At 69.6% G+C, this 25,777-nt stretch carries 24 protein-coding genes and 1 riboswitch; of the genes, 11 read left to right on the top strand and 13 right to left on the bottom strand.

Annotation, left to right across the window (positions count from 1 at the left end):
* Positions 1 to 67: 67 nt before the first annotated feature.
* The gene (gene fgd, locus ACWIGI_RS23195) at positions 68 to 1,075 is read right to left on the bottom strand and encodes a glucose-6-phosphate dehydrogenase (coenzyme-F420) (protein WP_454204532.1); all 1,008 of its coding nucleotides are present in this window, start codon (positions 1,073 to 1,075) and stop codon (positions 68 to 70) included.
* 342 nt (positions 1,076 to 1,417) lie between these two features.
* On the opposite strand from fgd, the gene ACWIGI_RS23190 reads away from it, so the two are divergent.
* Positions 1,418 to 2,218 carry an HAD-IIA family hydrolase gene (locus ACWIGI_RS23190; RefSeq protein ID WP_454204531.1) on the top strand — a complete coding sequence of 267 codons (801 nt, stop codon included), beginning with the start codon at positions 1,418 to 1,420 and terminating at the stop codon, positions 2,216 to 2,218.
* 120 nt (positions 2,219 to 2,338) lie between these two features.
* On the opposite strand, the gene ACWIGI_RS23185 is transcribed toward ACWIGI_RS23190, so the two are convergent.
* The 5 genes from ACWIGI_RS23185 to ACWIGI_RS23165 all read right to left on the bottom strand — a co-directional run bounded on the left by ACWIGI_RS23185 (position 2,339) and on the right by ACWIGI_RS23165 (position 5,880).
* Positions 2,339 to 2,803: a MarR family winged helix-turn-helix transcriptional regulator gene (locus ACWIGI_RS23185; protein ID WP_454204530.1), complete on the bottom strand. Its 465-nt coding sequence runs from the start codon at positions 2,801 to 2,803 to the stop codon at positions 2,339 to 2,341.
* A 29-nt stretch (positions 2,804 to 2,832) separates the two neighbouring features.
* Positions 2,833 to 3,477 carry a type 1 glutamine amidotransferase family protein gene (locus ACWIGI_RS23180; RefSeq protein ID WP_454204529.1) on the bottom strand — a complete coding sequence of 215 codons (645 nt, stop codon included), beginning with the start codon at positions 3,475 to 3,477 and terminating at the stop codon, positions 2,833 to 2,835.
* A gap of 150 nt (positions 3,478 to 3,627) precedes the next feature.
* Positions 3,628 to 4,842, bottom strand: coding sequence for an O-succinylhomoserine sulfhydrylase (locus ACWIGI_RS23175; RefSeq protein ID WP_454204528.1), 1,215 nt, complete (start codon positions 4,840 to 4,842; stop codon positions 3,628 to 3,630).
* Positions 4,839 to 5,261 (bottom strand): rhodanese-like domain-containing protein, encoded by a 423-nt coding sequence (locus ACWIGI_RS23170; protein ID WP_454204527.1) that lies wholly within the window; start codon positions 5,259 to 5,261, stop codon positions 4,839 to 4,841. The genes ACWIGI_RS23175 and ACWIGI_RS23170 overlap by 4 nt, the downstream gene beginning before the upstream one ends.
* Before the next feature lie 15 nt (positions 5,262 to 5,276).
* Positions 5,277 to 5,392: riboswitch (SAM riboswitch) on the bottom strand.
* A gap of 50 nt (positions 5,393 to 5,442) precedes the next feature.
* Positions 5,443 to 5,880, bottom strand: a complete 438-nt coding sequence (locus ACWIGI_RS23165) for an Rv0361 family membrane protein (protein WP_454204526.1) — start codon at positions 5,878 to 5,880, stop codon at positions 5,443 to 5,445.
* A 289-nt stretch (positions 5,881 to 6,169) separates the two neighbouring features.
* On the opposite strand from ACWIGI_RS23165, the gene ACWIGI_RS23160 reads away from it, so the two are divergent.
* Together ACWIGI_RS23160 and ACWIGI_RS23155 are read left to right on the top strand one after the other, a co-directional pair.
* A complete protein-coding gene (locus tag ACWIGI_RS23160) occupies positions 6,170 to 7,591 on the top strand; it encodes an FAD-dependent oxidoreductase (RefSeq protein WP_454204525.1) in 1,422 nt (473 codons plus the stop codon).
* Between the two features lie 90 nt (positions 7,592 to 7,681).
* A complete protein-coding gene (locus tag ACWIGI_RS23155; protein ID WP_454204524.1) occupies positions 7,682 to 8,554 on the top strand; it encodes an amidohydrolase family protein in 873 nt (290 codons plus the stop codon).
* 52 nt (positions 8,555 to 8,606) lie between these two features.
* Here ACWIGI_RS23155 and ACWIGI_RS23150 read toward each other — a convergent pair whose 3' ends face one another.
* Positions 8,607 to 9,080, bottom strand: a complete 474-nt coding sequence (locus tag ACWIGI_RS23150) for a DUF456 domain-containing protein (protein WP_454204613.1) — start codon at positions 9,078 to 9,080, stop codon at positions 8,607 to 8,609.
* Between the two features lie 228 nt (positions 9,081 to 9,308).
* On the opposite strand from ACWIGI_RS23150, the gene ACWIGI_RS23145 reads away from it, so the two are divergent.
* The gene (locus tag ACWIGI_RS23145) at positions 9,309 to 10,406 is read left to right on the top strand and encodes a CaiB/BaiF CoA transferase family protein (protein ID WP_454204523.1); all 1,098 of its coding nucleotides are present in this window, start codon (positions 9,309 to 9,311) and stop codon (positions 10,404 to 10,406) included.
* Between the two features lie 91 nt (positions 10,407 to 10,497).
* Here the strand turns inward: ACWIGI_RS23145 and ACWIGI_RS23140 are convergent, their stop codons facing one another.
* The gene (locus ACWIGI_RS23140) at positions 10,498 to 11,040 is read right to left on the bottom strand and encodes a YceI family protein (protein ID WP_454204522.1); all 543 of its coding nucleotides are present in this window, start codon (positions 11,038 to 11,040) and stop codon (positions 10,498 to 10,500) included.
* A gap of 112 nt (positions 11,041 to 11,152) precedes the next feature.
* Here ACWIGI_RS23140 and ACWIGI_RS23135 point away from each other — a divergent pair, with 112 nt between their 5' ends.
* The 4 genes from ACWIGI_RS23135 to ACWIGI_RS23120 all read left to right on the top strand — a co-directional run bounded on the left by ACWIGI_RS23135 (position 11,153) and on the right by ACWIGI_RS23120 (position 17,774).
* The gene (locus ACWIGI_RS23135; RefSeq protein WP_454204521.1) at positions 11,153 to 11,974 is read left to right on the top strand and encodes a helix-turn-helix transcriptional regulator; all 822 of its coding nucleotides are present in this window, start codon (positions 11,153 to 11,155) and stop codon (positions 11,972 to 11,974) included.
* Positions 11,975 to 12,068: 94 nt separating this feature from the next.
* Positions 12,069 to 14,699, top strand: a complete 2,631-nt coding sequence (locus tag ACWIGI_RS23130) for a LuxR C-terminal-related transcriptional regulator (RefSeq protein WP_454204520.1) — start codon at positions 12,069 to 12,071, stop codon at positions 14,697 to 14,699.
* Positions 14,700 to 14,884: 185 nt separating this feature from the next.
* Positions 14,885 to 15,844, top strand: coding sequence for a hypothetical protein (locus tag ACWIGI_RS23125; protein ID WP_454204519.1), 960 nt, complete (start codon positions 14,885 to 14,887; stop codon positions 15,842 to 15,844).
* A 1,192-nt stretch (positions 15,845 to 17,036) separates the two neighbouring features.
* On the top strand, positions 17,037 to 17,774 hold the full coding sequence (locus ACWIGI_RS23120) for a hypothetical protein (RefSeq protein ID WP_454204518.1): 738 nt from the start codon (positions 17,037 to 17,039) through the stop codon (positions 17,772 to 17,774).
* A gap of 348 nt (positions 17,775 to 18,122) precedes the next feature.
* On the opposite strand, the gene ACWIGI_RS23115 is transcribed toward ACWIGI_RS23120, so the two are convergent.
* Together ACWIGI_RS23115 and ACWIGI_RS23110 are read right to left on the bottom strand one after the other, a co-directional pair.
* Entirely contained in the window at positions 18,123 to 18,683 is a 561-nt protein-coding gene (locus ACWIGI_RS23115) for a methylated-DNA--[protein]-cysteine S-methyltransferase (protein WP_454204517.1), read from the bottom strand.
* Between the two features lie 53 nt (positions 18,684 to 18,736).
* The gene (locus tag ACWIGI_RS23110; protein ID WP_454204516.1) at positions 18,737 to 19,036 is read right to left on the bottom strand and encodes a hypothetical protein; all 300 of its coding nucleotides are present in this window, start codon (positions 19,034 to 19,036) and stop codon (positions 18,737 to 18,739) included.
* Between the two features lie 61 nt (positions 19,037 to 19,097).
* Here ACWIGI_RS23110 and yczR point away from each other — a divergent pair, with 61 nt between their 5' ends.
* Positions 19,098 to 20,594, top strand: a complete 1,497-nt coding sequence (yczR, locus tag ACWIGI_RS23105) for a MocR-like transcription factor YczR (protein WP_454204515.1) — start codon at positions 19,098 to 19,100, stop codon at positions 20,592 to 20,594.
* A gap of 274 nt (positions 20,595 to 20,868) precedes the next feature.
* Here the strand turns inward: yczR and ACWIGI_RS23100 are convergent, their stop codons facing one another.
* On the bottom strand, positions 20,869 to 22,158 hold the full coding sequence (locus ACWIGI_RS23100) for an adenylosuccinate synthase (protein WP_454204514.1): 1,290 nt from the start codon (positions 22,156 to 22,158) through the stop codon (positions 20,869 to 20,871).
* Between the two features lie 344 nt (positions 22,159 to 22,502).
* On the opposite strand from ACWIGI_RS23100, the gene ACWIGI_RS23095 reads away from it, so the two are divergent.
* Positions 22,503 to 23,162: a hypothetical protein gene (locus ACWIGI_RS23095; RefSeq protein ID WP_454204513.1), complete on the top strand. Its 660-nt coding sequence runs from the start codon at positions 22,503 to 22,505 to the stop codon at positions 23,160 to 23,162.
* A gap of 40 nt (positions 23,163 to 23,202) precedes the next feature.
* Positions 23,203 to 23,985, top strand: a complete 783-nt coding sequence (locus tag ACWIGI_RS23090) for a site-2 protease family protein (protein ID WP_454204512.1) — start codon at positions 23,203 to 23,205, stop codon at positions 23,983 to 23,985.
* Between the two features lie 101 nt (positions 23,986 to 24,086).
* Here the strand turns inward: ACWIGI_RS23090 and ACWIGI_RS23085 are convergent, their stop codons facing one another.
* Together ACWIGI_RS23085 and ACWIGI_RS23080 are read right to left on the bottom strand one after the other, a co-directional pair.
* Positions 24,087 to 25,181, bottom strand: a complete 1,095-nt coding sequence (locus tag ACWIGI_RS23085; protein WP_454204612.1) for an FUSC family protein — start codon at positions 25,179 to 25,181, stop codon at positions 24,087 to 24,089.
* A gap of 64 nt (positions 25,182 to 25,245) precedes the next feature.
* The gene (locus ACWIGI_RS23080; protein ID WP_454204511.1) at positions 25,246 to 25,695 is read right to left on the bottom strand and encodes a DUF3151 domain-containing protein; all 450 of its coding nucleotides are present in this window, start codon (positions 25,693 to 25,695) and stop codon (positions 25,246 to 25,248) included.
* Between the last annotated feature and the right edge of the window lie 82 nt (positions 25,696 to 25,777).

Raw genomic sequence — 25,777 nt, 5'->3', positions numbered from 1 at the left:
TACATCCTCAAACACCCCGCCGGCGCCCCCCCCCCCCCCGCCACCGTGGAACGCTGTGCGGGCGTGGCTAGAGCGCGCGCAGGCGCGGCGCCAGATCCCGCTGGAACAGATCCAGGAAGCGGCGCTGATCGTGGCCCGGCGCGTGGAACACCAGGTGGTTCAGGCCCGCGTCCAGGTACGGCTTGATCTGCTCGACGGCCTGGTCCGGGTCACTCGCGACGATCCAGCGCTTGGCGATCTGCTCGATCGGCAGCGCGTCGGCCGCGGCCTCCATCTCGATCGGATCGGTGATCGAGTGCTTCTGCTCGGCGGTCAGCGAGAGCGGTGCCCAGAAGCGCGTATTCTCCAGCGCCAGTGCGGGATCGGTGTCGTACGAGATCTTGATCTCGATCATCCGGTCGATGTCCTCGACCGTGCGCCCGGCCTTGGCCGCGCCCTCGGCCACCGCGGGCATCAGCTTCTCGGTGTACAGGTCCATGCCCTTGCCCGAGGTGCAGATGAAGCCGTCACCCGCGCGGCCCGCGTACCGGGCCACCAGCGGGCCGCCCGCCGCGATGTAGACCGGGATGCCGCCCTTGGGCACGTCGTAGATCGAGGCGCCGACGGTGCGGTAGTACTGCCCGTCGAAGTCCACTCGATCGCCGGTCCACAGCGCGCGCATGAGGTCCACCGACTCGCGCAGGCGCGCGAAACGCTCCTTGAACTCCGGCCATTCGCCCTGGTAGCCGGTGGCGATCTCGTTGAGCGCCTCGCCGCTGCCGACGCCGAGCATGATGCGCTCGGGGTACAGGCACCCCATGGTCGCGAACGCCTGGGCGATCACCGCGGGGTTGTAGCGGAAGGTGGGGGTCAGCACCGAGGTGCCGAGCTGGATGCGCTTGGTGCGCTCGCCCACCGCGGCCATCCAGGCCAGCGAGAAGGGCGCGTGCCCGCCGTTGTGCCGCCACGGCTGGAAATGATCGCTGACGGTGGCGCTGTCGAGGCCGTGCTCCTCGGCCGCCACCGCGATCTCCACCAGTTCCCGCGGGCCGAATTGCTCCGCGGACGCCTTGTATCCGAGTTTGAGGTCTGTCACCGCGCCACTCCTGTCGCCTTGTTGCGCTCGTTGTGCGGGCCAACCTCCCGCTGCCGGCCGCCCGGGACGCGATGGACGCGTCGTGCCGAACGGCTTACTTCGCACCATAGTTCCGCCCCGGGCCCCGGTGTGCCGGGGGTCGCACCCGAGGTCTGCAACCGGCGCGGTCAGCGCCCGTATTCCGGTCGCCGCACCTGGCGATTCGCCCACAGCGACCGATCCGCGCGGCGGCGCGCGTCACGGGCTGCCGAAATATCGCACAGCGGGCGGCGAACGTGAAGAACGAGACAAAAAGGGCCGCGCACGGGCGCAGCTATGCGGGGGCAAATTAGACTCGGACCCGTGACCTCCACCGAAGAGCCGATCCTCTCGTACCTGACGGACATGGACGGCGTGCTGGTGCACGAGAACCACATGGTGCCCGGTGCGGACGAGTTCCTGGCCGAGTTGCGCGCCAACGACATTCCCTTCCTGGTGCTCACCAACAACTCGATCTACACCGCGCGCGACCTGCAGGCCCGGCTCCGGCACACCGGCCTGGAGATTCCCATCGAGTCCATCTGGACCTCGGCGCTCGCGACCGCGACCTTCCTCAACGACCAGCGCCCCAACGGAACCGCCTATGTCGTAGGCGAATCCGGGCTCACCACCGCGCTGCACGAGATCGGTTACGTGCTCACCGACAGCGACCCGGACTACGTGGTGCTCGGCGAGACGCGGACGTACTCCTTCGAGGCCATCACCACCGCCATCCGCCTCATCTCGGCGGGCGCGCGCTTCATCGCCACCAATCCGGACGCCACCGGACCCTCGCGCGAGGGCATCCTGCCCGCGACCGGGTCGGTCGCCGCCCTGATCACCCGCGCCACCGGCAAGGAGCCGTACTACGTGGGCAAACCCAACCCGCTGATGATGCGCTCGGCGCTGCGCCGCATCGACGCGCACTCGCAGTCCACGCTCATGATCGGCGACCGCATGGACACCGACATCATCTCCGGCCTGGAGGCCGGGCTGCGCACGATCCTGGTGACCACCGGCATCTCCACCCACTCGACGGTGGAGCAGTACCCGTACCGGCCCACCGCCATCCTGCACTCGGTCGCCGACCTGATCGGCAAGACCAAGGCGCCCTTCGACGCCTGAGGGTGCGGCCGCACCCGTGGTTCCGGCGCCGGTCCGACCCGCCGGATATCGCCGCGACGCCGCAGCCGGTCCGCCCGGATCCGCGAAGCTGTTGCACGGCAACCACTCCGGGCGGCGCCCCTAGCTCGTCGCGACCGGCCGTTCGGCGTCGAGCGCGTCCAGTGCCGCCGACAGCGTGGTGAGCGCGTCGACGATCTCGGCGAAACGCTCGGCCCCCAGGTGCGCGGCCATCCGCGCGGAGATGTCGGCGTGCTGCGGGTGAATCCGGCGCACCGCCTCGTGACCGGCCGGGGTGATGGCCACGAGTTTGGCCCGCCGGTGCAGCGGGTTCGGCCGGTATTCGGCGAAACCCTTGTCCACCAGCAGATCCGCTATCCGCTGCACGCTCTGGCGCGTGATGCCCATCGCGCGCGCGATGCCCGCCACCGGCAGCGGATCCGGCAGCACCGCGCCGAGCACCTGCCACCAGGCGGCGGTGAGCCCCGCCGGGGCGGCCAATTCCTCGGCGATGGCGAGGAATTGGCCGTTGAGCTTGAACGAGGTGATGGCCGCCGTACTGAACAGTTCCTGTTCGGAGCGCGTCATTGCTGTTCCCGTCGTACGGAGGGTCTCCCCTAGGTGGTGGCGGCCGCCGCGCGGCTCTCCTCGTAGTCGGCCAGCGCGAAGAAGCCGGCCGGATCATTGTGGCCGTAGAGCCGATGCCAGGCCTCGAGCACATGCGGTTCGAACAGGCCGAGCCGCGCGAAGATGGCGTGCGCGAAGTCGACCGGGGTGATGCCGCTCGCGGTGATGAGGTCGGCGTCGATGACGGCCGGCTCGTAGACGAAGCCCTTGCCGCCCGAATACTCGGTCATGGCAAGGTATTCCGCCGCGTTGCTGGTGTGCTTGCGCTCGTCCAGCAGCCCTTCGACCGCCATGCCCCAGGTCGCGCCGCAGATGGCCGCGACCGGCACGCCCGCCGCCAGGAACTCGCGCGCCTTCGCGCCGAAGGCCGCCAGGTCACCGCGCTCCCAGGTCTCCGAACCGGGCAGGATCAGCATCTCGCTCTCGGCCGGGGTCAGATCCGCGAGCGCGAGGTCGGGCGTGACGCGCAGTCCGCCCATGGAGGTCACCGGGTCGGTGGTCGGACCGACCGTGCGGATCTGCCAGGCGCCGGGCTCGCGGTGCCACAGCGTGCGGTTGATGTGCGCGGTGGCGTGCCCGACCTCCCAATCGGCGAAGGTGTCGTAAACGGCCAGGTGCACTGTCTTCGTGGTCATGACAGTATCCTGTCATATTTGACAGTATGCTGTCAATACTTGGACCGTGGACGACCCCGGAACTCGGGAAACACCGGGAGAGCGGCCCGGAAACGACAAGAGGGCCGGAACCTGACGGTTCCGGCCCTCTTGCCTACTACTCGAGCGGGATCAGCTCAGCGCGCGATCCAGATCCGCGATCAGATCCTCGACGTCCTCCAGCCCGATCGAGATGCGCACCACCCCGTCGGTGATGCCGATGGCCGCGCGGCCCTCCGGGCCCATGGCCCGATGCGTCGTCGTCGCCGGATGCGTGATCAGGGTCTTGGCGTCACCGAGGTTGTTCGAGATGTCGATGATCCGCAGCCCGTTGAGCACCTCGAACGCCCGCTTCTTGGCCTCGGCCTCGGGCGCGGTCAACTCGAAGGTCACCACGGTGCCGCCGCCGGACATCTGCGCCCGGGCCAGGTCGTACTGCGGGTGCGAGGTCAGGAACGGGTACTTCACCCACGCCACGGCCGGATGCTGTTCCAGGAACTGCGCGATGCGCAGCGCCGAGTCGTTGGACTGGCGCACCCGCAGCGGCATGGTCTCGAGACCCTTGAGCAGCGTCCAGGCGTTGAACGGGCTCAGCGCCGGACCGGTATGGCGCATAAGGTTTTTCACCGGGCCGTCGATGTACTCGTGCGAGCCCAGGATCGCGCCGCCGAGCACGCGGCCCTGCCCGTCGATGTGCTTGGTGCCCGAGTAGACGAGCACGTCGGCGCCGAGATCGAAGCCGCGCTGCAGCAGCGGGGTCGCGAAGACGTTGTCCAGCACCACCTTCGCGCCGGCGGCGTGCGCCAGATCGACCACCGCGCGCACGTCCACCAGGGACTGCATCGGGTTGGACGGGGTCTCGAAGAACACGGCCTGGGTGGGCACCGACAGCGCCTCGGTCCACTGGTCCAGATCCTCGCCGTCCACGAAGACGGTCTCCACGCCCCAGCGCGGCAGGATCTCGTTGGCCACCACGAAGCACGAGCCGAACAGGCTGCGCGCGGCGACCAGCCGGTCACCGTTGCCCAGCAGCGCGGCCAGCGCGGTGAACACCGCGGACATGCCACTGGCGGTCGCGAAAGCCGCTTCGGCGCCGTCGATCAGGGCCAGCCTGTCCTCGAACATGGCGACCGTCGGGTTGCCGTAGCGCGAGTACACGAAGTGCTCGATGTCGCCGGTGAAGGACGCCTCGGCGGCCTCGGCGCTCTCGTAGACGAAACCGGAGGACAGGTACAGCGCCTCGGAGGTCTCCTCGAAACCCGAGCGCCGCAGGCCACCTCGCACACTGAGCGTGGCGGGGCCGACGCCCTCGGGCAGCGGCTTGTCGAACGCGCCACCGGTGATCATGACTGCCTCCACGGAAGTCCGTCCGCGCGCCAGCCTTCGACGCCGCGGTGTCCCTGCGCGTCGAGCGCGCCCTCGAAACCCTCGAGCACATTGAACGACGGAGCGAGCCCGAGCGCGGTCGCGGCGGTCGCCGCGCCGATGGAACGCTGCCCGGAGCGACAGATGAAGATCACCGGCGCGTCCGAGTCCGCGGCCCGGTCGGCCAGCACCTCGCGGAGCTGATCGACGAACCGGGCATTGCGCGCGCCGCTGGTGTCGACCCATTCGATCAACGCCGTCGGGCGGCCGATGCCGCTGGTGTCGGGGACGCCGACGAAACGCCATTCGGCTTCGGTGCGCACATCGACCAGCACCGCATCCGGATTGTCGCGCAACAGTTCCCACGCCTGCTTCGGCGTGATGTCACCCGCGTAGCTCACTTCGAACCTCCTGTGAATCCGCACTTGCCGCACCGTTGCCCGATGCGCGGCCAGGTCGTCACCCGGAGCACCCCACCGCGGAGGAGGGTTGCCGACCAGCCAGCCGGGGCTTGGCGCTGATACTCATGACCTGGGTTGAGATTGACCGACATGGGGCCTCACTGTCAAACCGTGCGGGCGGTCAGGAATTGCACACCAGCCACGCCCCATCGGTCTTGGTGAAAGTCCAGGTCGAGGTGGAATCGCGGTCGTCGGCGCGCCAGGTCACCTGCGCGGTGGCGCGGTCGCCCTGGACATTCGGGTCGGTCAGCTTGACAAGCGTTGACTTCCCGGCCTTTTCGCCCGTCTCGGTCCGCAGCGGCGAGCGCTGTTCGTCGAAGCCCGGGCACGCGGTCGACGGATCCAGCGCGTCGGTGCCGCTGCGGGATTCGATGAAGTTGCGCGCGGACTTCGCCAGCCGATCCTTGTCTGTGACATTCTTCTCAGCCGGCGACAGCAGGGCCGAGACCACGATGCCGATGATCACCACGACCGTGACGCCGATGGCGATCAGGAACGGCAGCATGGTTCTGGACTCACGCTGATCGATACGTTCGGGCTGGTCCGCGTCCTCGCTCATGACCTTGATCATGCCTGCTCGGGGCGGGTGTCCCGGCGGCGACACCGGACCGCGCCCGGGGAGAGCATGCCCACAGTTGACCGCACCGGCGCGGGGGGTGGTCCATACCACCGATAGAATCGGCACAATTCCCCCGCGAGGCCGGGAATCGCAGTACAGAGCAGCAACGCTGCAGCTTCGGGGCCCGTAGGGTGGTTCACTCGAAGCCAGGGCGTCAACTTAGCCTAAGCTAAGAACGACGGCTGAGACTTGACGGCAAGATAGTTTTCGACCAAAGGGTGCGCGAAGAATGACCGAACAGCTTGCGGGAACCGATGCAGCGACCCGCCCGCTTCGCATTGCGATCGTGGGCGCGGGCCCGGCCGGAATCTACGCCGCCGACGCGCTGATGAAGTCCGATACCCCCGCCGGTTTCGACGGGGTGAGCATCGACCTGTACGAGCGCATGCCCGCGCCGTTCGGTCTGATCCGCTACGGCGTCGCGCCCGATCACCCGCGCATCAAGGGCATCATCACCGCCCTGCACAAGGTCCTGGACAAGCCGCAGGTCCGCCTGCTCGGCAACATCGACTACGGCGTCGACATCACCCTGGAAGACCTGCGCACGTTCTACGACGCGGTCATCTTCTCCACCGGCGCCAACGCCGACCGCGCGCTCGAGATCCCGGGCATCGACCTGGACGGCAGCTTCGGCGCGGCCGACTTCGTCTCCTGGTACGACGGCCACCCGGACGTGCCCCGCGAATGGCCGCTGCACGCGGAGAAGGTCGCGGTCCTGGGCGTCGGCAACGTCGCCCTCGACGTCGCGCGCGTGCTCGCCAAGACCGGCGACGAACTGCTGCCGACCGAGATCCCGCCGAACGTCTACGACGGTCTCAAGGAGAACAAGGCCGTCGAGGTCCACGTCTTCGGACGCCGCGGTCCCGCGCAGGCCAAGTTCACCCCGCTCGAGCTCCGCGAGCTGGACCACTCCCCGACCATCGAGGTCATCGTCGATCCCGAGGACATCGACTACGACGAGGGTTCGGAAGCGGCTCGCCGCCACTCCAAGCAGGTCGACATGATCTGCAACACCCTCGAGCAGTGGGCCATCCGCGACGTGGGCAACCGCCCGCACAAGCTCTTCCTGCACTTCTTCGAGAACCCCGCCGAGATCCTGGGCGACGCCGACGGCAAGGTCATCGGCCTGCGCACCGAGCGCACCGCCCTCGACGGCACCGGCAACGTCAAGGGCACGGGCGAGTTCAAGGACTTCGACGTCACCGCGATCTACCGGGCCGTGGGCTACCTGTCGCAGAACATCCCCTCGCTGCCCTTCGACGACCAGGCGGGCACCGTGCCCAACGAGGCCGGTCGCGTGCTGGGCAACGAGGACGCCGACGGCGCCGAGCGCTACGTGCCGCAGACCTACGTCACCGGCTGGATCAAGCGCGGCCCGGTCGGCCTCATCGGCCACACCAAGGGCGACGCCAACGAGACCATCGCCTGCCTGCTGGACGACGTCGCGAACTTCGTCCCGGCCCCGAAGCCCGAGCTCGAAGCCGTCACCGAGTTCCTCGAGGGCAAGGGCATCCCCTTCACCACCTGGGCCGGCTGGTACCGCCTGGACGCGCACGAGCGCGCCCTGGGCGAGCCCGAGGGCCGCGAGCGCGTGAAGGTCGTCGAGCGCGAGGACATGCTGCGGGCCAGCGAGCCGGACAAGGTTTCCTGATCAACCGTTTCCTGACCGCCTGACCTGGCCGAATCCGCCAGGTGGACAAGGTCTTACGCACTTGTCACCGTCTCGAGGCATGCTGATCAAGTGTTCGATGCCCATGTCCACATCATCGATCCGCGGTTTCCGCTGATCGAGAACGAAGGCTACCTACCCGACCCCTACACCATCGCCGACTATCGGCGGCGCATGTCGCGCTTCGATATCGACGGCGGTGCGGTGGTCAGCGGGTCCTTCCAGGGCACCGATCAGAGCTATCTCCGGGCAGCCCTCGCCGAACTGGGCGCGGGCTGGGTCGGGGTGACCAATCTGGACGTGGACGCCACCGACGCCGAGATCGTGGATCTCGACCGCGCGGGGGTGCGGGCGCTGCGGTTCAACCTCAAGCGCGCGGGCGGGGACATCGTCGGGCTCACCATGCTCGCGCTGCGCGCCTACGACCTCGTGGGCTGGCACGTGGAGCTGTACATCGACGGTTCCATGCTCGGCTCGCTGGAGCCGGTCATCACCAAGCTGCCCCGGCTCTCGATCGACCACATGGGCATGTCCGACGAATGCCTGCCGTACCTGCTGAACCTGGTCGATCGGGGCGCCAAGGTGAAGGCGTCCGGCTTCGGGCGGGTCTCGATGGACGTGGCCTCGGCGCTGCGCAAGATCCACGCGGTCAGTCCCGAGGCCCTGATGTTCGGCTCCGATCTGCCGGGCGCGCGGGCCGGTCGCCCGTTCCGCAACACCGATATCGACGTCATCGCCGAGACCGTCGGCGGTGATCTGCACCGGGTGCTCGAGGACAACGCGCGCGCCTTCTACCGGCTGCCCGCCAAACAGCGGCCCGTCGTCCCGCCCGCGCCGGCCCGGCCGCGGCACGGACCGGACGCGCCGACGCTGCGACTGCACCGCTCCGAACTGCCGAAACCGCCTCCGCCGGACACGATTCCGTTCCGCCGGATCGAGCGCTGACCGAATTCGGTTCGCGCACCGGCGGATTCCCGCGTCCCTGTCCGGCGCCGGCTCAGATCGCGACGGCGGCGACCACCCAGATGCCCGCCGCCAGCAGCGCGCCGAACAGTTCCACCAGCATCGAGAGCCCGACGCCCTTGAGCGCGTGCACCGTCGACTGCCAGGCCGGCTGCTGCTCGCGCAACCGCTGCAGCTCCGAAACATAGACGCCGACAACGAATCCCAGGAACAACCCGACCACCGGCACCACGAAGAATCCGATGATGCCGAGAACCGCGCCCAGGATCAGCGAGCGGCTGGGCACCCCGGCCTCGCGTAGTTTCGCGCCCGGCCAGGTGTACTTGATGATGCCGCTGATGACGAGAAACGTTGTGCAGACCGCGAACACGATCCAGGCCGACGCTCCCCCGGTCATGACGGCCCACACCAGAATCGCCGCCAGGATGAGAATCACCCCGGGCAGGATCGGCACGATGACCCCCAGCAGGCCGATCAGAATCGCGAGGCCGACCAGCACCTCACCCATTGCGCTCAACTTACGGTCCTCCAGGCTCGTGGTTACCCGCATTGTCGCCCAGCGGGGGCGTCCCTGTCCGGGCGAAGTCGGCGAAGTAACCGGACGACCTGGGTGAATAGCGTCGGGGCGCAATTGTGGCGGCACTCACCACGGGAGCCCTCGCGGCTATTGTCATACTGTCAACACGTGCGGCCAGAGCCGGTGCGCACAGGGATCGACGATGAACCGAGGTAGGGCGTGAGCACACCATCCACCGCCAAGCAGGGCCCGCTCGCGGGTGTCCGCGTAGTCGAATTGGCCGGCATCGGCCCGGGTCCGCACGCGGCGCTGCTGCTGGCCGATCTCGGTGCGGACGTGGTGCGGGTGCAGCGCCCGAACCAGCTGCCCGGTCAGATGGAGCGCCCGCAGTGGCGCGGGCGGACCATCGTCGAGGCCAACCTCAAGGATCCGGCGCACATCGAGCAGGTGCTCGGCCTCATCGAGAAGGCCGACGTGCTCATCGAGGGCTTCCGGCCCGGCGTCACCGAGCGCATGGGCCTGGGCCCGGACGTCGCCCTCGAGCGCAACCCGCGCCTGGTCTACGGCCGCATGACCGGCTGGGGTCAGTACGGCCCGATGGCCGATCGCGCCGGGCACGACATCAACTACATCTCGCTGACCGGCGTGCTCAACGCCATCGGCCGCAAGGGCGAGCGCCCGGTGCCGCCGCTGAACATGGTCGGCGACTTCGGCGGCGGGTCGATGTTCCTGGTGTTCGGCATCCTGGCCGCGCTGGTGGAACGGCAGAACTCGGGTAAGGGCCAGGTCATCGACTCCGCGATGATCGACGGCTCGCTCGCGCTCTCGCACATGATCTGGGGCATGAAGGGCATGGGCCTGTGGTCGGACGAGCGGGGCACCAACCTGCTCGACACCGGCATGGCCTTCTACGACACCTACGAGACCTCCGACGGCAAGTACATGGCCGTGGGCTGTATCGAGCCCCAGTTCTACGCCGAGCTGCTGAAGGGCCTCGAGATCGACCCGGAGGGCCTGCCCTACCAGATCGATCCGAACGGCCAGGACCAGCTGCGCAAGCTGTTCACCGACAAGTTCAAGACCAAGACCCGCGACGAGTGGTGGGCGATCTTCGAGCACACCGACGCCTGCACCACCCCGGTGCTCACCTTCACCGAGGCCGAGCAGAACCCGCACATCCAGGCCCGCACCGGCCTGATCGAGATCGAGGGCGTGGTGCAGCACGCGCCCGCCCCGCGCTTCTCGCGCACCCCGGCGGGCACCCCGACCCCGCCGCCGACCGCGGGCACCCCGATCGAGAGCGTCTGGGCGGAGTGATTCCCCCGCGGGCCTGATCGGCTCCGCGTGAAACGCCGAGCGGCGGCGCCCCGAAAGGGCGCCGCCGCTTCGCTTTTCGAGCAGACGGGGTTTACGCGGCGGGCTCGACCAGCTGGATGTCGAGCTCGATCGCGATCTTGTCGCTGAGCATCGCGGCCGGGAGGCCGGGGGCGACGTTGAAGTCGCTGCGCTTGATGGTGCCGGTCGCGCTGAAGCCGGCGTGCTTCTTCTGGTCGCCGGCGAAGACCTCGACGCCGCCCCACTCCACGTCGAGGGTGACGGGCTTGGTGATGCCGCCGATGGTGGCCTCGCCGGTGACCTCGAACTCCTCGGCCAGGTCGACGGGAGCCGGGACACGGAAGACCAGGGTGGAGAGATTCTCCACATCCAGGATGTCGGCGCTGCGCACGTGGGCGTCGCGGGTCTCGTTGCCGGTGTCGAAGGAGTCGAAGTAGATGGTCGCCTCGATGGCGGCCTTACCGGACTCGTCGACCACGAAGCCGGTCTCGAAGCGGTTGAAGCGGCCGCGTACCTTGGAAATCCCCAGGTGGCGGACGGTGAAGTTCACGGAGGAGTGGTGGGCGTCCAGTTCCCAGGCGCCGGGTGCGAGGGTGGTCTGCTCGGAAGTGGTCATGACGATCAGTCAAGCGGACCTCAGTCCGGTTAGCCACACCTTCTTGATCCTGGTACTCACAGGGCGGGGATAACGACACCCGGACCGATCATGGACAGGGCACCATGGTGGGGTGTCCAGATCCGAATTCGGCGAGTTCCTCATCGCGCGCCGCGGCCAGTTGCAGCCCGAACAGGTCGGCCTGCCCGCAGGCCGGCGCCGGCGCACCCCAGGGCTGCGCCGCGAGGAGGTCGCCGCCCTGGCCGGGGTGAGCGCGGACTATCTGGCCCGCCTGGAACAGGGCCGCGACACCAATCCCTCCATGGCGGTCCTGGGCGCGCTCTCGGACGCGCTGCGACTGGACGAGGTCGAACGGCACCACTTCGGCAAGCTCGCCATGGGCATGGAACAGAAGGCGCACTGCCCCAAGAGCGGGCAGGCCGGGGAAGAGGTCTCCGAGACCCTGCGCGCGGTCATCGACGCGCTGCACCCCACCCCGGCGTTCGTGCTCGGGCGCTGGCTGGATCTGCTCGCCTCCAATCCGGCCTGGCGCGATCTGGCCGAGCCGATCGGCATGTTCGAGGCCGCGGCGCACAACAATCTCGCCTACTACGTCTTCGCGCACCCGGACGCCCCGCGCTATTTCGTCAACTGGCCCGAGGCCGCCGACGTGATCGTCTCCGCGCTGCGCAACGCCCAGGCCCGCTTCGCCGACGACGACACCCTCGAGGCCCGCATCACCGACCTGCAGCGGTTCCCGGAGTTCGACCGCCGCTGGCGCGAACACCGGGTCACCGACTACCGCTCGCATCTGCTGCGCATCGCGCATCCGCTGCGCGGCACCCTCGAGGTCGAGGTCGAGACCCTGGACCCGGCCGCCGATCAGAGCGTCATGGTGTGGCTGGTCGATCGCCGGCAGGCGCACAGCCCGGCGCTGCGGCTGGTCAACGAGTAGACCTGTCGTCGCGGGCGTGTTGCCTGATCGGAGACTATTTCGGGTCCGGTTCGTTCCCCCCGCTCACGAAGCATCCGCGATCTACAGTTGATTCATGCCTCGGAATTGGCCGATGGTCGAACGTGAGCACGAACTCGAAACGATCACCGCCGCGCTGACCGGGAACGACTTCGTCGGAGCCGTCCTCACCGGCGACGCCGGTGTCGGAAAGACCACCCTGGCGCGGCTCGCGACCGCCGCGGTGGGCGCGGGCAACGGCACCAAGATTCGCTGGGTCGCCGGCACCGAATCCGCGCGTAGCATCCCGCTCGGGGTCTTCGCGCACATGGTCGGGGTGTACACCGCGCACGACCCCGTCACCTTCATGGCCGCCGCCCGCGAGGCGCTGCTCGCGGACGGGCACACCGTCATCGGCGTCGACGACGCCCACCTGCTCGATCAGCTCTCGGCGACCCTGCTGCTGCAGTTGGCCATCGACAAGGCCGCGCGCGTGGTCGCCACCGTGCGCAGCGGGGTGCCGGTTCCGGACGCGGTGACCTCGCTGTGGAAGGACGGGCATCTGCTGCGAATCGACCTGTCCCCCTTCACTCAGCGCCAGAGCGTGGAGCTGGTGGAGAACATGCTCGGCGGGCAGCTGGAGGGGCTCTCCGCCAACCTCATGTGGGAATCCTCCGGGGGGAACGCGCTTTTCCTGCGGCACCTGGTCGAGGGCGCGCTGGAGGCGGGCAGTCTCCGGCAGGTCAAGGGGGTGTGGCAATTGCGCGGGCGCGCGGCCGTCACCTCGGAATTGGCAGCGCTGCTGGAGGATCGGGTCGAGCAGCTGCCCGACTCGGTGCTGCGGGTGCTCGAACTGCTGACCTTCTGCGAGCCCATCGACCTGGACGTGCTGTCCGAACTGGCGGGCGAGGAAGCGGTGGAGGCGGCCGAATCACGCGGTGTCATCCGGATCGCCGAGCACGATCACCAACTGCTCGTGCGCTACAACCATCCGCTGTTCGGCGAGGTGATCCGGCGCAGGCTGGGCATCGCCTCGGCGCGGCGGTTGCGCGGGCGGCTGTACTCCTCGCTCCGGGAACGGCCGATCAACTCCGCGTCCGATCGCATCCGGCTGGCCGAATTAGCTTTGGAGAGTGACAAATCCGCCGATCTGGAACTGTTCGAGGCGGCGGCGGCCGATGCCATCGGATTGGCGAATCTGCCGCTGGGCGAACGGTTCGCGCGCGCGGCGGTGGAACGGCGCGGCGGGGTGGAGGCCGCGGATCTGCTGGCTCGGGCACTGCTGTGGCAGGGACATCGCATCGAGGCCGAGCGCACCCTGGCGGTCTTCGATCCCGACAATCTCACCGAGGTGCAGCTGGCGCGCTGGGGCAGCACCCGGGTCTCGAATCTGCTGTGGTCCATGGGCGATGCCGATCGCGCCGACGCAGTACTGACCTCCGTGCGCACCCGGGCCACCCATCCGAAGGTGGTGGCCACGCTCGACGGGCTGGCCTCGGCCTGCGCGGTCAACGAGAACAAGCTCGAGGAGGCCGTCGCCTGCGCCGAACCGGTGATGGCCGCGGCGGACTCGCCGCCCTGGGCGGTGTGGTGGGCGGCCTTCGGCGGCGGTCTCGCGCTGGCGCTCATGGGCCGCGGGGACGAGGCGCGCACGTACGCCGCGCGCGGGCACGCGGTGGAATCGCACATCGACGGGCTCAACCGGTTCATGTCCACGCACGCGGAGGTGCTGGCGCTGACCTTCACCGGCGACATCGACGCCGCACGACGTTGTGCCAGTAGCCCTTACACGTATTCCTCGCCCGGGCAGTACCTCGCGTGGGGGATGACCAAGATCCTGCAGGGCACCGTCGACGTGGCGCAGGGGCACTTCCCGCGCGGCATCGACAACCTCGAGCAGGCCTTGGCCGCGCTCACCACCGAGGGGGCGGCGGCCTGGATGTTTCCGGCCAGACTCCGTCTCGCGGAAGCGTATTCGGCGCTGGGCCGGGCCGGGGACGCGGCCGAATCCATCGCCGCGGCGATGGAGCGCGGCGGGCGGCACAGCGCGGTGTACGAACCGCAGCTGGAGATCGCCAGGTCCTGGCAGGTGGCGGCGGAGGGCACCGCGACGCCCGCGATCCGGCTGGCGCTGGGCGCGGCCGACGCCGCCGCGCGCTCGCGTCAGCACGCCATCGAGGCGCTGGCGCTGCATTCCGCCGCCCGGTTCGGCGATACGAGTGTCGCCGGGCGGCTCACGGAGCTCGCCGCTTGCGTGGACGGGCGGCTGGTGCAGGCGCAGGCCCGGCACGCGGTCGCCGTCGCGGCGCACGACGGGGCCGGATTGGATTCCGCCGCAGCGGAATTCGAGCGGATCGGGGTGCTGCTGTCGGCGGCGGACGCGGCGGCGCAGGCCGCGTCCGCCCACGAGCGGGCGGGTGATCGGCGGCGGCTGCTGGAGTCGGCGGCGGCGGCCAATCGGCTCGCGGCGGCGTGCGGCGGGGCGAGCACGCCCGCGCTGCGGCAGTCCGCGCAGCCGCTGCCGCTGACCTCCCGCGAGCGCGAGATCGCGAATCTGGTGGTGGCCGGGCTGTCGAATCGGCAGATCGCGGATCGGCTGACGGTGTCGGTGCGGACGGTGGAGGGGCACCTGTATCGCGCGTGCATCAAGCTCGACGTCACCGATCGGGAGGCGCTCGCCGAGCTCATGCGCGGCGGGTCACCTTCGGGCAAACCCAAAGCCGTCTAGGAGTCGGGGTCTCCGAACAGCCCTTACCAGCGCGGTGTGGGAAATGTCTCGAGCCACCACGTCAGGTGACAGGTAGCGGAAATCGGATCTGGAACCACAGGTTTCTCATCAGCTAACATCCGCGAGGCGATCGGGTCCGGTCGCCGGGGGACCGTTCCAATCCTGATGAGGGTGGTGTATTCGGCGTGACTCGTCGGCATCGAGAAAACAAGACCGGCGGCGCGCGCATCATGCTGCGACCCGCCCTCGGCGCGCTGCCGGTGGCCGTCGCGATCGCCTGCGCGGGCATCGCCCAGGCGGTCCCGCAGCCCGGCGTGAACAACCCCGGCCCGGACACCGCGGCACCCGCCCAGTCCCCGCGCCAGCCCGGCACAACGGTCGATCCCGCCCCCGCGCCCCAGCTGAATTACGCCGTCCCCCAGGATCGCCGCCCGATCCCGGTCGAGACCGAACCGGCCCCGCCGGTCCAGCTCGAAACCCTGCACTTCCCCCAGCCAGTCGAGCCGGTCGTTCCGATCGCCCCGCCCCCGCGCACCCTGCGCGTCGGCGATTTCATGACCGAGGTCCCAGACGAGGTGCCGGACGACATCCTGAACCCGGTCAACGACGTAGCGGCCGGCTTCGAGGCCGCGGTCGCGACCCACGGCAAGTCGATCGGCATCGACCCGAGCCGCTCGGACAAGATCGCCGCCGCGACGGCGGCGGGCGCACTGGGCGGCGGCCTGGTCGGCGCCGCGACGCTCGGGGTTCCGGCGGCCGTGGCCGGCGGTGCGGTCGGCGCACTGGCCGGCGCGGGCATCGGAGCCGTCGTGGGCACCGCGCTGGCCGTCACCGCCCCGGCCGCGGTCACCCTGGGCACGATGGTGACCGGCGCGGTCGCCGGTGCCGTGGCAGGTACCGCGGCCGGTGGCGTCGGTGCGATCCCCGGCGCGATCGCTGGCGCCGCCATCGCGCTGGCCCCCGCCGTCACCCTGATAACCCCCGCCGTCATCCTCGGCGCGCCGGGTGGTGCGGCGGTCGGCGCGGGCGTGGGCCTCGCCGTCGGCGCGGCTGTGGCCGGGGTACCGGCGGCGCTCGCGGGCGCGGCCCTCGGCGGCGTCATCGGCGGCAGCGCCGCAGGCGCGTGGGCAGCCGCAAATCTCTGACCCGGCATACCCGCCGATGAGGTGAACCTCGGTGTTCACCTGCACACCAGCGGTTTCCACATTCGCGCACAGCCTGTTGACACCTGTGGAGATCGCGCGGCCGCGACGCCCCCGGGCATCGCGGCCGTCCCGGGTTGTGCGTCCATCGAGGAAACACACGTTGTGGAATTCCGGATCTTCAAGCCGGTACGGCCGAAATTCCACAGGCGTGCACAGCCTTAGGCAAGGAGCGCCTCGGCGTCCGCTCGCAGCTCGGTTCGAAACGACCACAACCGGCCCGAGTTCCCCGTTCGCAGCGCCGAAGGCCGATCGACCTCGGTCGGGCGAGCAACTCTGTGAAGAAGACAGCCGCAACCACATTCGGCGACCCGAGGACTCCCCAACCCTCCACAGCTCATGTGAATTCGAGTCGAGTCGAATGCCGTGCACCCCAGGTACCCACAGCCTGTGTGCCGTTGGGGATGAGGCTGGTGAACAGCAATTGCGCACAGGCTGTGCTGGATTGGGGATAAGCCGAGCGAATCACGTTGGGCGGCTGCGAACGTGGAATGCCACATCACAAATTGACGCCGACGTGACATCGGGCGAGTGCATAGGCAGCCCGGGCGGCCGACGGGCAGGGTTCGTCGGCGTGCGGCTACATCGACTGCATTCGTCGTCCGGATCTCGTGGTGAAGGCCGGGAACCACCACGCCTTTCCAACACGCGCCAGCGCACGCCCAGCATGGGTGGCGCGAGGTTTTGGAAGCTTGGGGATTGGGGCGGGTGGACGGCAAAGATGGGTGGATAGGTGCTGGTCAGGGTGGTATTTGACCGGTTTGGGAGTGGTGTCCGCTTGCGTGGGAACCGGTGTGGACGGTTTCGGGGCAGGGGGTGGAACCTGATGAGAGGGTGGTGAACCGGCATGAGTGGTCGGTATCTGGCAGTTCGTTCGCGGGTTCGGCGGATCATGGCGCTGAGCTCGCTTCCGCTGGCCATGGCGGTGGGCTGTTCGAGTGCCGGGGAGCCTGCGGACGTGGCCGGGCCGCGTACGGGGGCGACGGGAACGGGCTTGCCGCAGGGGGATACGGCGCCGGATCCGCGGACGTCGCCGTCGACGGACGACTCGCTACAGCCTCCCGGGCTCACGTACCCGGATGTACCCGCTTCTCCCACAACCGGTTCCGGGGCGGGGCAGCCGGGGATCGCGGTTGTGCCCGGGGGTCGGGTGCCGGCGGGCGAGCGCGCGGACCGGCCGGTGCAGCCCGGGGTCACGACCCCGGGGCGGCTGCCGCGACTGCTCGAGGCCATGCCGGACTACCCGGTTCCCGTTAATTTCCGGCCGATTCCCGACGCATCGGTCCCGGCTCCGCCCATCGACTGGCAGTCCCTGCACGCGCCCGTCCCCGTCGAACCGGTCGCCCCCATCGCACCCCCGCCGCGCACCCTGCGCCTGGGCGACTTCACCTCCCCGGTCCCCGACGATCTCCCCGGCCCCGTCCTGGACACCGTGAACGGCCTCGCCGCGCACGCCGAGGCGGCCATCGCCACGGGCGGTCAGTCCATCGGTCTCGCTCCAGGCCGCGCCGACAAGGTCGCCGCCGGCATCGTCGCCGGGGCCGCCCTCGGAGTCGTCGGCGCGAGCATCCCCGCCGCCGTGGCGGGCGCAGCCGCGGGAGCCGCCGTCGGCGCGGCCATCGGATTCGGCGTGGGAGTCGCCGGCACCCCGGCGGGCACGGCCCTGGGCGCGGCCGTCGCCGGACTTCCGACCGGCGGCGCGGCCGCCGTCCCCGGCGCTGTCGCGGGCGCCCTCGCCGTCGCGGGTACCAGCACGGCGGTGGGAGCCGCCATCGGCGCCGCCGTCGGCGGCGTCGGCGCGGGCCTGGGCGCGGCCGTCCTCGGTGGCGTCGCGGGCGCTGCGGCCGGCGGCATCATCGGCGCGCACGTGTAGCCGACACGCACCGGAAAACGCGTGTGCTCCAGCACCATCGGACGAGAGGTTCAACCGCCGAGAACCCTACTGAGCGGCGTCCAACCTCTCGCGCCGGGAGTGAACACGCTGGCGCGACTGCTCACCTGCCCCAGTTGCATACGGCGACGTCTGGCTCGCGCGGCATCCGGCACCGTGCGGGCCCGGCGAAGCCACTCGGCACCCACCGATACCCATCACCCGCATCACGCTCGGCGGCATGATCTTGCGCAGGTGCATTCGACGCACATCGGAAAGCGCCTGCGCATCAGCATCATCGGTGCGGAATTCGGATCTCGCATCGGACAGCACCGGCGGTCAGCGTCACCGCTAGAAGAGAGTGGGTTCGCCGAAGCCGGGGGTGCGTTCTATCTCTAGGAGGGTTTGTTTCGTGCTCACGCCGCCGGGGGCGGAGAAGCCGGTCAGGGCGTTGTCGGCGGCCAGGACCCGGTGGCAGGGGATGATCAGCGGAATCGGGTTGCGGCCCAGGGACTGGCCTACCGCCTGGGCGCCGCCGGGGGCGCCGATCCGGTTCGCGACCTCACCGTAGGTCAGGGTGTGGCCGGGCGGGATCGCCCGGGTGATCGCGTACACCGCGTTGTCGAAATCGTTGATCGGGCTGGTGTCCAACGGAATCCAGCTCAGGTCGTCGAGCTCGCCGGCCAGGTGGGCGCGGACCTTCTCGATGATCCCGGCGATCTCGGGCGTCGGTTCGGCTTCCCGAACGTCGAAGACGCGGTGGCGGCGCAGGATGTACTTCCGCACCGCCGCCGGGTCGGGCTCGGGGAGGGCGAAGCGGAAGACCCCGGCGGGGCTCCAGGCGAGGGCGCAGGTGCCGATCGCGGTATCGAAGAGCGCCGCCGAGGCGAGCGGACGGTCCGGCTGGGACATAGGGCCAGTGTGCACGCGCGGACCGACAATTCCACTATTCAAAGGCCAGTTATCTAGAACTGGACTGTTTCGGCCCGGCACGGCACGACCGCGACATCCGGCAGCCCGGCCCGCCGCCACCCCCGCCGCGGCGCGGCCACGGGATCGGGTTGCTCCCGATGCGCGGCGACGGCGGCCAGGTCGGCGTACTGACGAGCGCCGTCGTACTCCCCGACCGACCAGTCCGACATCGGAGCATGCGGCCGGTAGCGCTCCAGCAGAATGCCCCAGCGCTCACCGGACTTGGGGGCGAACCGGTAGACGATCCCGGCGAAAGCGGCGACGACCAGGAAGGAGGCGAGCAGAGCGATCATTTCTCCATGGTGATCCGGTCTGGACTTGAAGAAAATATCCAGTGCCCCGATACTGGCCTTTATGGCCATTCGAGTTATCGGCGCCGCGAGCCTGACCCGCGATCTGGGCCGCTGGCGGCACGACGAACCCGGCGCAGCCGCGGCGGACAACACGCGCCGCGCCACCCGCCCCGCCTACGTGGCCCTGGCCGAGAGCATCCGGCTGCTCATCCACGACGGCCGCGCACCCCTCGGGGTGGCCCTGCCCAGCGAACGCGATCTGGCCACCACCCTCACGGTCAGCCGCACCACCGTCACCTCGGCCTACGCGCTGCTGCGCGAGCACGGCTACCTGATCAGCCGGCAGGGCTCGCGCAGCACCGTGGCCCTGCCGCCCACCGTGGTGCACGACGGCACCAAACCCGCGCGCAGCCTGCTCGCCATGATGGCCCAGCCGGAGCTGCCCACCATCGACATGACCTACGCCGCCATGGCCGCGCCGGCGGAGATGACCGACGCGTATACCGCTGCGCTGCAAGGTCTTCCGACCTACCTCGGCACGCACGGCATGGACCCGGTCGGCATGCTCATGCTGCGCGAGGCCCTGGCCCGCCGCTACACCGAACGCGGCCTGCCCACCGAGCCGGATCAGATCCTGGTCACCCTCGGCGCCCAGCACGGCCTGCGCCTGCTGCTGAACGTGCTCACCACCCCCGCCGAGCGCGTGCTCATCGAGCACCCGTCCTACCCCAACGCCATCGAGGCGATCCGCGACGTCGGCGCGCGCCCGGTGCCGGTGCCACTGCGCCCCGACGGCTGGGATCTGGACGGAATCCGCAGTGCCGCACGGCAAACCGCGGCCAGCGTGGCCTATCTGGTGCCGGATTACCACAATCCCACCGGCCTGCTGCTCGGCGCCGAGGGCCGCGCGGAACTGGCCGCCATCGCCCGCGAGACCCGGATGACCGTGATCGTGGACGAGTCCATGGTCGATCTGCATCTCACCGATCACGAGATCATGCCGCCGGCAGCGGCTTTCGCGCGCGGCACCGAGATCGTCACGATCGGTTCGGCCTCGAAGTCGTTCTGGGGCGGTCTGCGCGTGGGCTGGGTGCGCGCGAGCCAGACGCTCATCACCAAACTGCTCGGCACCCGTTCCACCATGGACCTGGGCACCCCGGTCATGGATCAGCTGGCCACCGTGCACCTGCTCCAGCACGCGGACCCGATTCTCACCGTCCGCCGCGAACAGTTGCGCGCGCGCCGCGCCGCGCTGCTCGACGCCCTCACCGAGGACCTCCCGGACTGGCGCGTCTCCCCCGGCGCGGGCGGCATGTCGCTGTGGGCCCAGCTCCCGGCCCCGGTCTCGACCGCCCTGGCCGCCACCGCCCCCAATCACGGCGTATTGCTCGCCGCCGGACCGCGTTTCGGCGTGCAGGGCGCCTTCGAACGCTTCGTCCGCCTGCCCTTCACCCACGAGGAGTCCGACATCCGCCTGGGCGTGAAGGCCCTCGCGGCGGCCTATGCCTCGCTCACCCCGCACGCCGCCGAGCCCCTGGCCCCGCTGACCTGCTACTGATCGAGCGCTGGACGCCGCGCCCCGGGCACACCGCGAGACCTCCGGGCCACTGCACGCCTAGCCGGAAACCACCGGGGCACAAGCGCTGTCGACTGACCCCGACGAACGCCCACCGCATGCACGTCGCGCATCGGAACGGCCATCGACGCTGCCGGCCCCGGCGTCCCCCAGGCCGGGTCACGCGGCGCCCGGCGGACCTACCCCGAAAAACACTCCGCCCCCGCTGCTTTCGAGCAGCGGGGGCGGAAAGTTCACAACCGCGAACCGGTCCGGATCAGCCCAGGATGTCGTGCCGCACGATCGTCTGATCGCGGCCCGGACCCACGCCGATGCAGGACATCCGCGCGCCGGAGAGCTTCTCCAGCCGCAGCACGTACTCCTGCGCGTTGACCGGCAGCTCCTCGAAGGTGCGCGCCCCGGAGATGTCCTCCGACCAGCCCGGCATCTCCTCGTAGATGGGCTTGGCGTGGTGGAAATCGGTTTGGGTGGTGGGCATTTCCTCGAAACGCTCACCGTCGATCTCGTACGCCACGCAGATCGGCACGGTCTCCAGGCTGGAGAGCACGTCCAGCTTGGTGAGGAAGTAGTCGGTGATGCCGTTGACGCGGGTGGCGTAGCGGGCGATCACGGCGTCGAACCAGCCGGTGCGCCGGCCGCGGCCGGTGGTCACGCCGACCTCGCCGCCCTTGTCCGCCAGGTACTCGCCGAACTCGTCGAACAGCTCGCTGGGGAAGGGACCCGAGCCCACGCGGGTGGTGTACGCCTTCAGGATGCCGAGCACGGTCTGGATCTTGTTGGGGCCCACGCCCGAACCGACCGCCGCGCCGCCCGAGGTCGGGTTGGAGGAGGTCACGTAGGGGTAGGTGCCGTGATCGACGTCCAGCAGGGTGCCCTGCGAGCCTTCCAGCAGCACGATCTCGTCGCGCTCCAGCGCCTGGTTGAGCAGCAGACGGGTGTCGGAGATGCGGTGCTTGAAGCCCTCGGCCTGGCCGAGCACCTCCTCGACCACCTGCTGCGGATCCAGCGCGCGCCGGTTGTAGATCTTGACCAGCACCTGGTTCTTGAATTCCAGTGCGGCCTCGACCTTCTGGGTGAGGATCTTCTCGTCCAGCACGTCCGCGACGCGGACGCCGACGCGGGCGACCTTGTCCTGGTAGCAGGGGCCGATGCCGCGACCGGTGGTGCCGATCTTCTTGTTGCCGAGGAAGCGCTCGGTGACCTTATCGATGGCCACGTGGTACGGCATGATCAGATGCGCGTCCGCGGAGAGCAGCAGGCGGGAGGTGTCCACGCCGCGCTCTTCCAGGCCCGCGAGTTCGGTGAGCAGCACGCCCGGATCGACGACGACGCCGTTGCCGATGACGTTGGTGACGCCGGGGGTGAGGATGCCGGACGGAATCAGGTGCAGCGCGAACTTGTCCCCGTTGGGGAGCACGACGGTGTGACCGGCATTGTTGCCGCCCTGGTATCGGACGACCCAATTGACCCTGTCACCGAGCAGATCGGTCGCTTTGCCCTTGCCCTCGTCGCCCCACTGGGCGCCGATCAGCACGATTGCCGGCATGAGGAGTCTCCTACGGGTTCGACGCGCAGCACCGGTGATGCTGCAGCTACCCGCCGTCAGAAGGCGGTGGCCGGAAGAACAGTCTAATAGACGACGTATTACTCGCTGCGCCCATACCCTGCGACGATCGCGCGCGCCGGGCCGCGAGGGGCCGTGACCGTGCCACGCCGAATCGGACACGCGGGGATCGGGGTGACCCCGCGCACGGTCGAGCGAGCCGTTCGGCGCGGCGCGGCGGGTGCCGTCGAACAGGGCTAAGGTGACAAAGGGAGCCGGACCGGCAGGGCGTCCGCGTGAACGCAGTGAGGCGATGTGTTGGCGAGTCAGAGGCGGGTGTACGGCAGTTGAGTACCCATGTTCTCCGCTGTGACGGCGCGCCGGTACCGATCGCCCTGGCCTCGCTCCCGCTCACACAGACTTCCGCGCTCCCGGACACCTCGGTCCTGGACGAACTGCTGCCGGTCATGGCGGCGGACAGCCTGCCGCGCCTGATCGTGCTCGGCGAGGACGCCGGACTGGCCGCGGTGCTGACCCATCTGATGCGCACCGAGCGGCTCGGGGTGGAGATCGGTTACGTGCCGGTCGATCGGACCTACGGCTCGCGGGCGTACGCCACCGGGACGGGTTCGGCCGCCGCCAAACTGGCGCTCGAGGGCCGCGCCACCGAGACTCCGCTGATCCGCGACGACACCGGCAAGGTGCTGATCGGGCGCGCCACCATCGTCGGCGAGGGCGGGGAGAAGCTCGAGGGCGAGGCGTACGTCGACGACACCCGGCTGTTCACCGGAAAGGTCGCCGCGCTGCACATTTCGCCGACCCTGGAGATGCCGGGCCTGCACGCCACCGTCCAGCGCGGCCTGCGCAAGAAGCGCTGGGTGCAGGGGCGCGCCATGCAGCTCGGCACCCGCGGCGGGGTCGTGACCCGCGACGGCATCACCACCGACAAGCCGGTGCGACGCTCCACTTTCTATCGGCATCACGAACCGTGGCTGCTGGTACGTTGACGCTCCCGGGCCAGGCAACCGGGCACCGACGAGGAGTCCGATGAACTCGCCCCGCGCGATCGGCCGGGCCACGGGCGCGGTCCGCCCCAGCCCCGTGTTCCTGCTCGTGGTCGCCGTCGCGGTGGCCGGCGGCGTCCTGGCGTGGAACTCCGACGTGTTCTCCAGGACCGCGGAATTCGGCGTCTTCATCATGGTGATCGCGGGCTGGGTGGTGTCGCTGTGCCTGCACGAGTTCGCCCATGCCTTCGTCGCGTACCGGGCCGGGGACCGCGAGGTCGAGATGCGCGGCTATCTCACTTTGAATCCGCTCAAGTACAGCCATCCGCTGCTGTCGATCGTGCTGCCCATGCTGTTCATCGCGATCGGCGGGTTCGCGCTGCCGGGTGGTGCGGTGTACGTGCACTCGCACAACTTCAGCCCGCGTACCCAGCGGATTCTCAGTGCCGCGGGACCCGCGGTGAACGCGGTGTGCGCGCTGGTGCTGCTGGTGGTGATCCGCGTCTTCGGCAGTGAGAGTTCACATCCCGCGTTCTGGTTCGGGCTGAGCTATCTCGCGTATTTCCAGATCATGGCGACGGTGCTGAACCTGATTCCGATTCCGGGCACCGACGGCTACGGGATTCTCGAGCCGTCGCTGAGCTATCAGACGCGGCGGTCGATGGATCAGATCAAGCCGTACGGCATGCTGCTGCTGGTGGCGCTGCTGTTCGTGCCAGAGCTGCGGGACGTGTTCTTCGGGGCGATCGACTCGCTGTTCGGGCTGTCGGGGATCCCGCGGGACTGGATCGCCTACGGCAGTTCGCTGCTGCGCTTCTGGAACTGAGCTGCCGGAAAGTTCGAGGCCGGGCCACCCCTCGCGTGCCCGGCCTGCCTCGAACGGTATCGGCGCGCCGGTCGTATATCCCGAGTAGCGGACTACTCGAATCAATCGACGGGCGTCACATAGGGATTCGCGACGGTGGGCGGCAGCAGCGCGATGGCCGAGAGCCGGCTCACCCCGCACACCCGCATGAGATCCACCACGATCGAACGGGTCTGGGCGAAGACCACGTGTGCGGAGATCCCCGCGCCCTCCACCAGATCCTTGGTCGCGCCCTTGGCGACGGTGCGCAGCACGCGGGTGGCCTCGGCGGCGTCGGGCTGGTCGCCGGGATCGGCGAGCACCATGGCGCGCACCACCTCCACGGCCTTGCCGAGTGCCTCGACCTCGAGGGTGAGGCGCGGGTCCAGGATCTCGTCGTCGCGGACCAGGGACAGGGCGCGGCGCAGCAGCACGCGGGTGTTGCGGGTCGCGTTGTCCAGCGGGTCGGCGACCTCGCGCAGGCGTTCCATGCGTTTGCGCGAATTCCAGTACAGCGGCGAGATTCTGCTGATCTCGCGGCCGCCGTCGAGGGTGCTGCGCAGCGAATCGAGGCGGGACTGGGTGCCGCGGGCGGCCTCCAGCGCGGCCTTGATCTTGTCGGCGTCGTGTTCGAGCAGGCCGTCCGCGCAGTCGGTGAGCCCGGTGCCGATGACGCCGAGGATGTCGGCCGCTTGCTGCCGGGCGCGGCGCACCGGATGCAGCGGCAGCGCCGCCACCACCACGATGCCGACCAGACCGCCCACCAGGGCGTCGATGATGCGGAGATTCGACGCGCCGCTCGAGGGGGGCAGCAGCGTCGCCACCAGGACCGCGGAGGACGCGGCCTGCATGGTGATCACCGGGCCGCCGTCCAGGAACACCGCCGTGCACATGGCTGCGACGACCAGCAGGGTGATCTGCCAGACCCCGGTGCCGAAGTACGAGACGAACAGGTCGCCGATGCCGATGCCGACCGCGACGCCGACGATCAGCTCCACCGCCCGGCGCAGGCGCGCACCGAAGGAGACCCCGATGGAGATCATGGCCGCCATCGGCGCGAAGAACGGCTGCGGGTGGCCGATCACGTTGTGCGCGATGAACCAGGCCAGGCCCGCGCCGACCGCGCACTGCAGGATCGGCAGCAGCGAGGAGCGGACCCGGGTGGCGGCGGTGCGCATGCGCGCTACGCCGCTGTCCTTGGCGGCGTCGAGCGTCGTGCCCAGCCCACTGGCGGTCAAGGTGTCAGTCGAGCCCGAGTTCGGCGGCGGCGCGCGGGTCGCAGTCCTCGAGCAGATCCAGGCAGCGCGCGTACTCGTCGGTCTCGCCGATCGAGCGGGCCGCCTTGGCGAGCGCGCCGACCGCGCGCAGGAAACCCTGATTGGGTTCGTGGCTCCACGGCACCGGGCCGAAACCCTTCCAGCCGTTGCGGCGCAAGGCATCCAGGCCGCGGTGGTAGCCGGTGCGGGCGAAGGCGTACGCGGCGATGATGTCGGCGTTCACCACCGGGGTCGTGGCGGATTCGCCGCCGCGCTCGAGCGCGCCCTCGGCCAGGTGGGCCCAGGCGATGGAGGCCGTCGGATGCGCCGCCGCGACCTGCACCGGGTCTTGATGATTCAGCAGCGCTTCCTCGGCGTCGGTGTTTTCCGGAAGCAGTACCGGCTGGGGTCCGAGCAGATCACCGAAGGAGGTCATGCCGATCATTCTGCACCGACTACCAAAATGCTCAGTAGGCTGACCGTCGAATGACAGTTTCCGCCGAAAATGAGGGGTAGCG

It is taken from the genome of Nocardia sp. NPDC055321, assembly GCF_053645575.1.
Note: the sequence above shows the minus strand (reverse complement) of the source record. Positions and strands in the feature narration are given on the sequence as shown.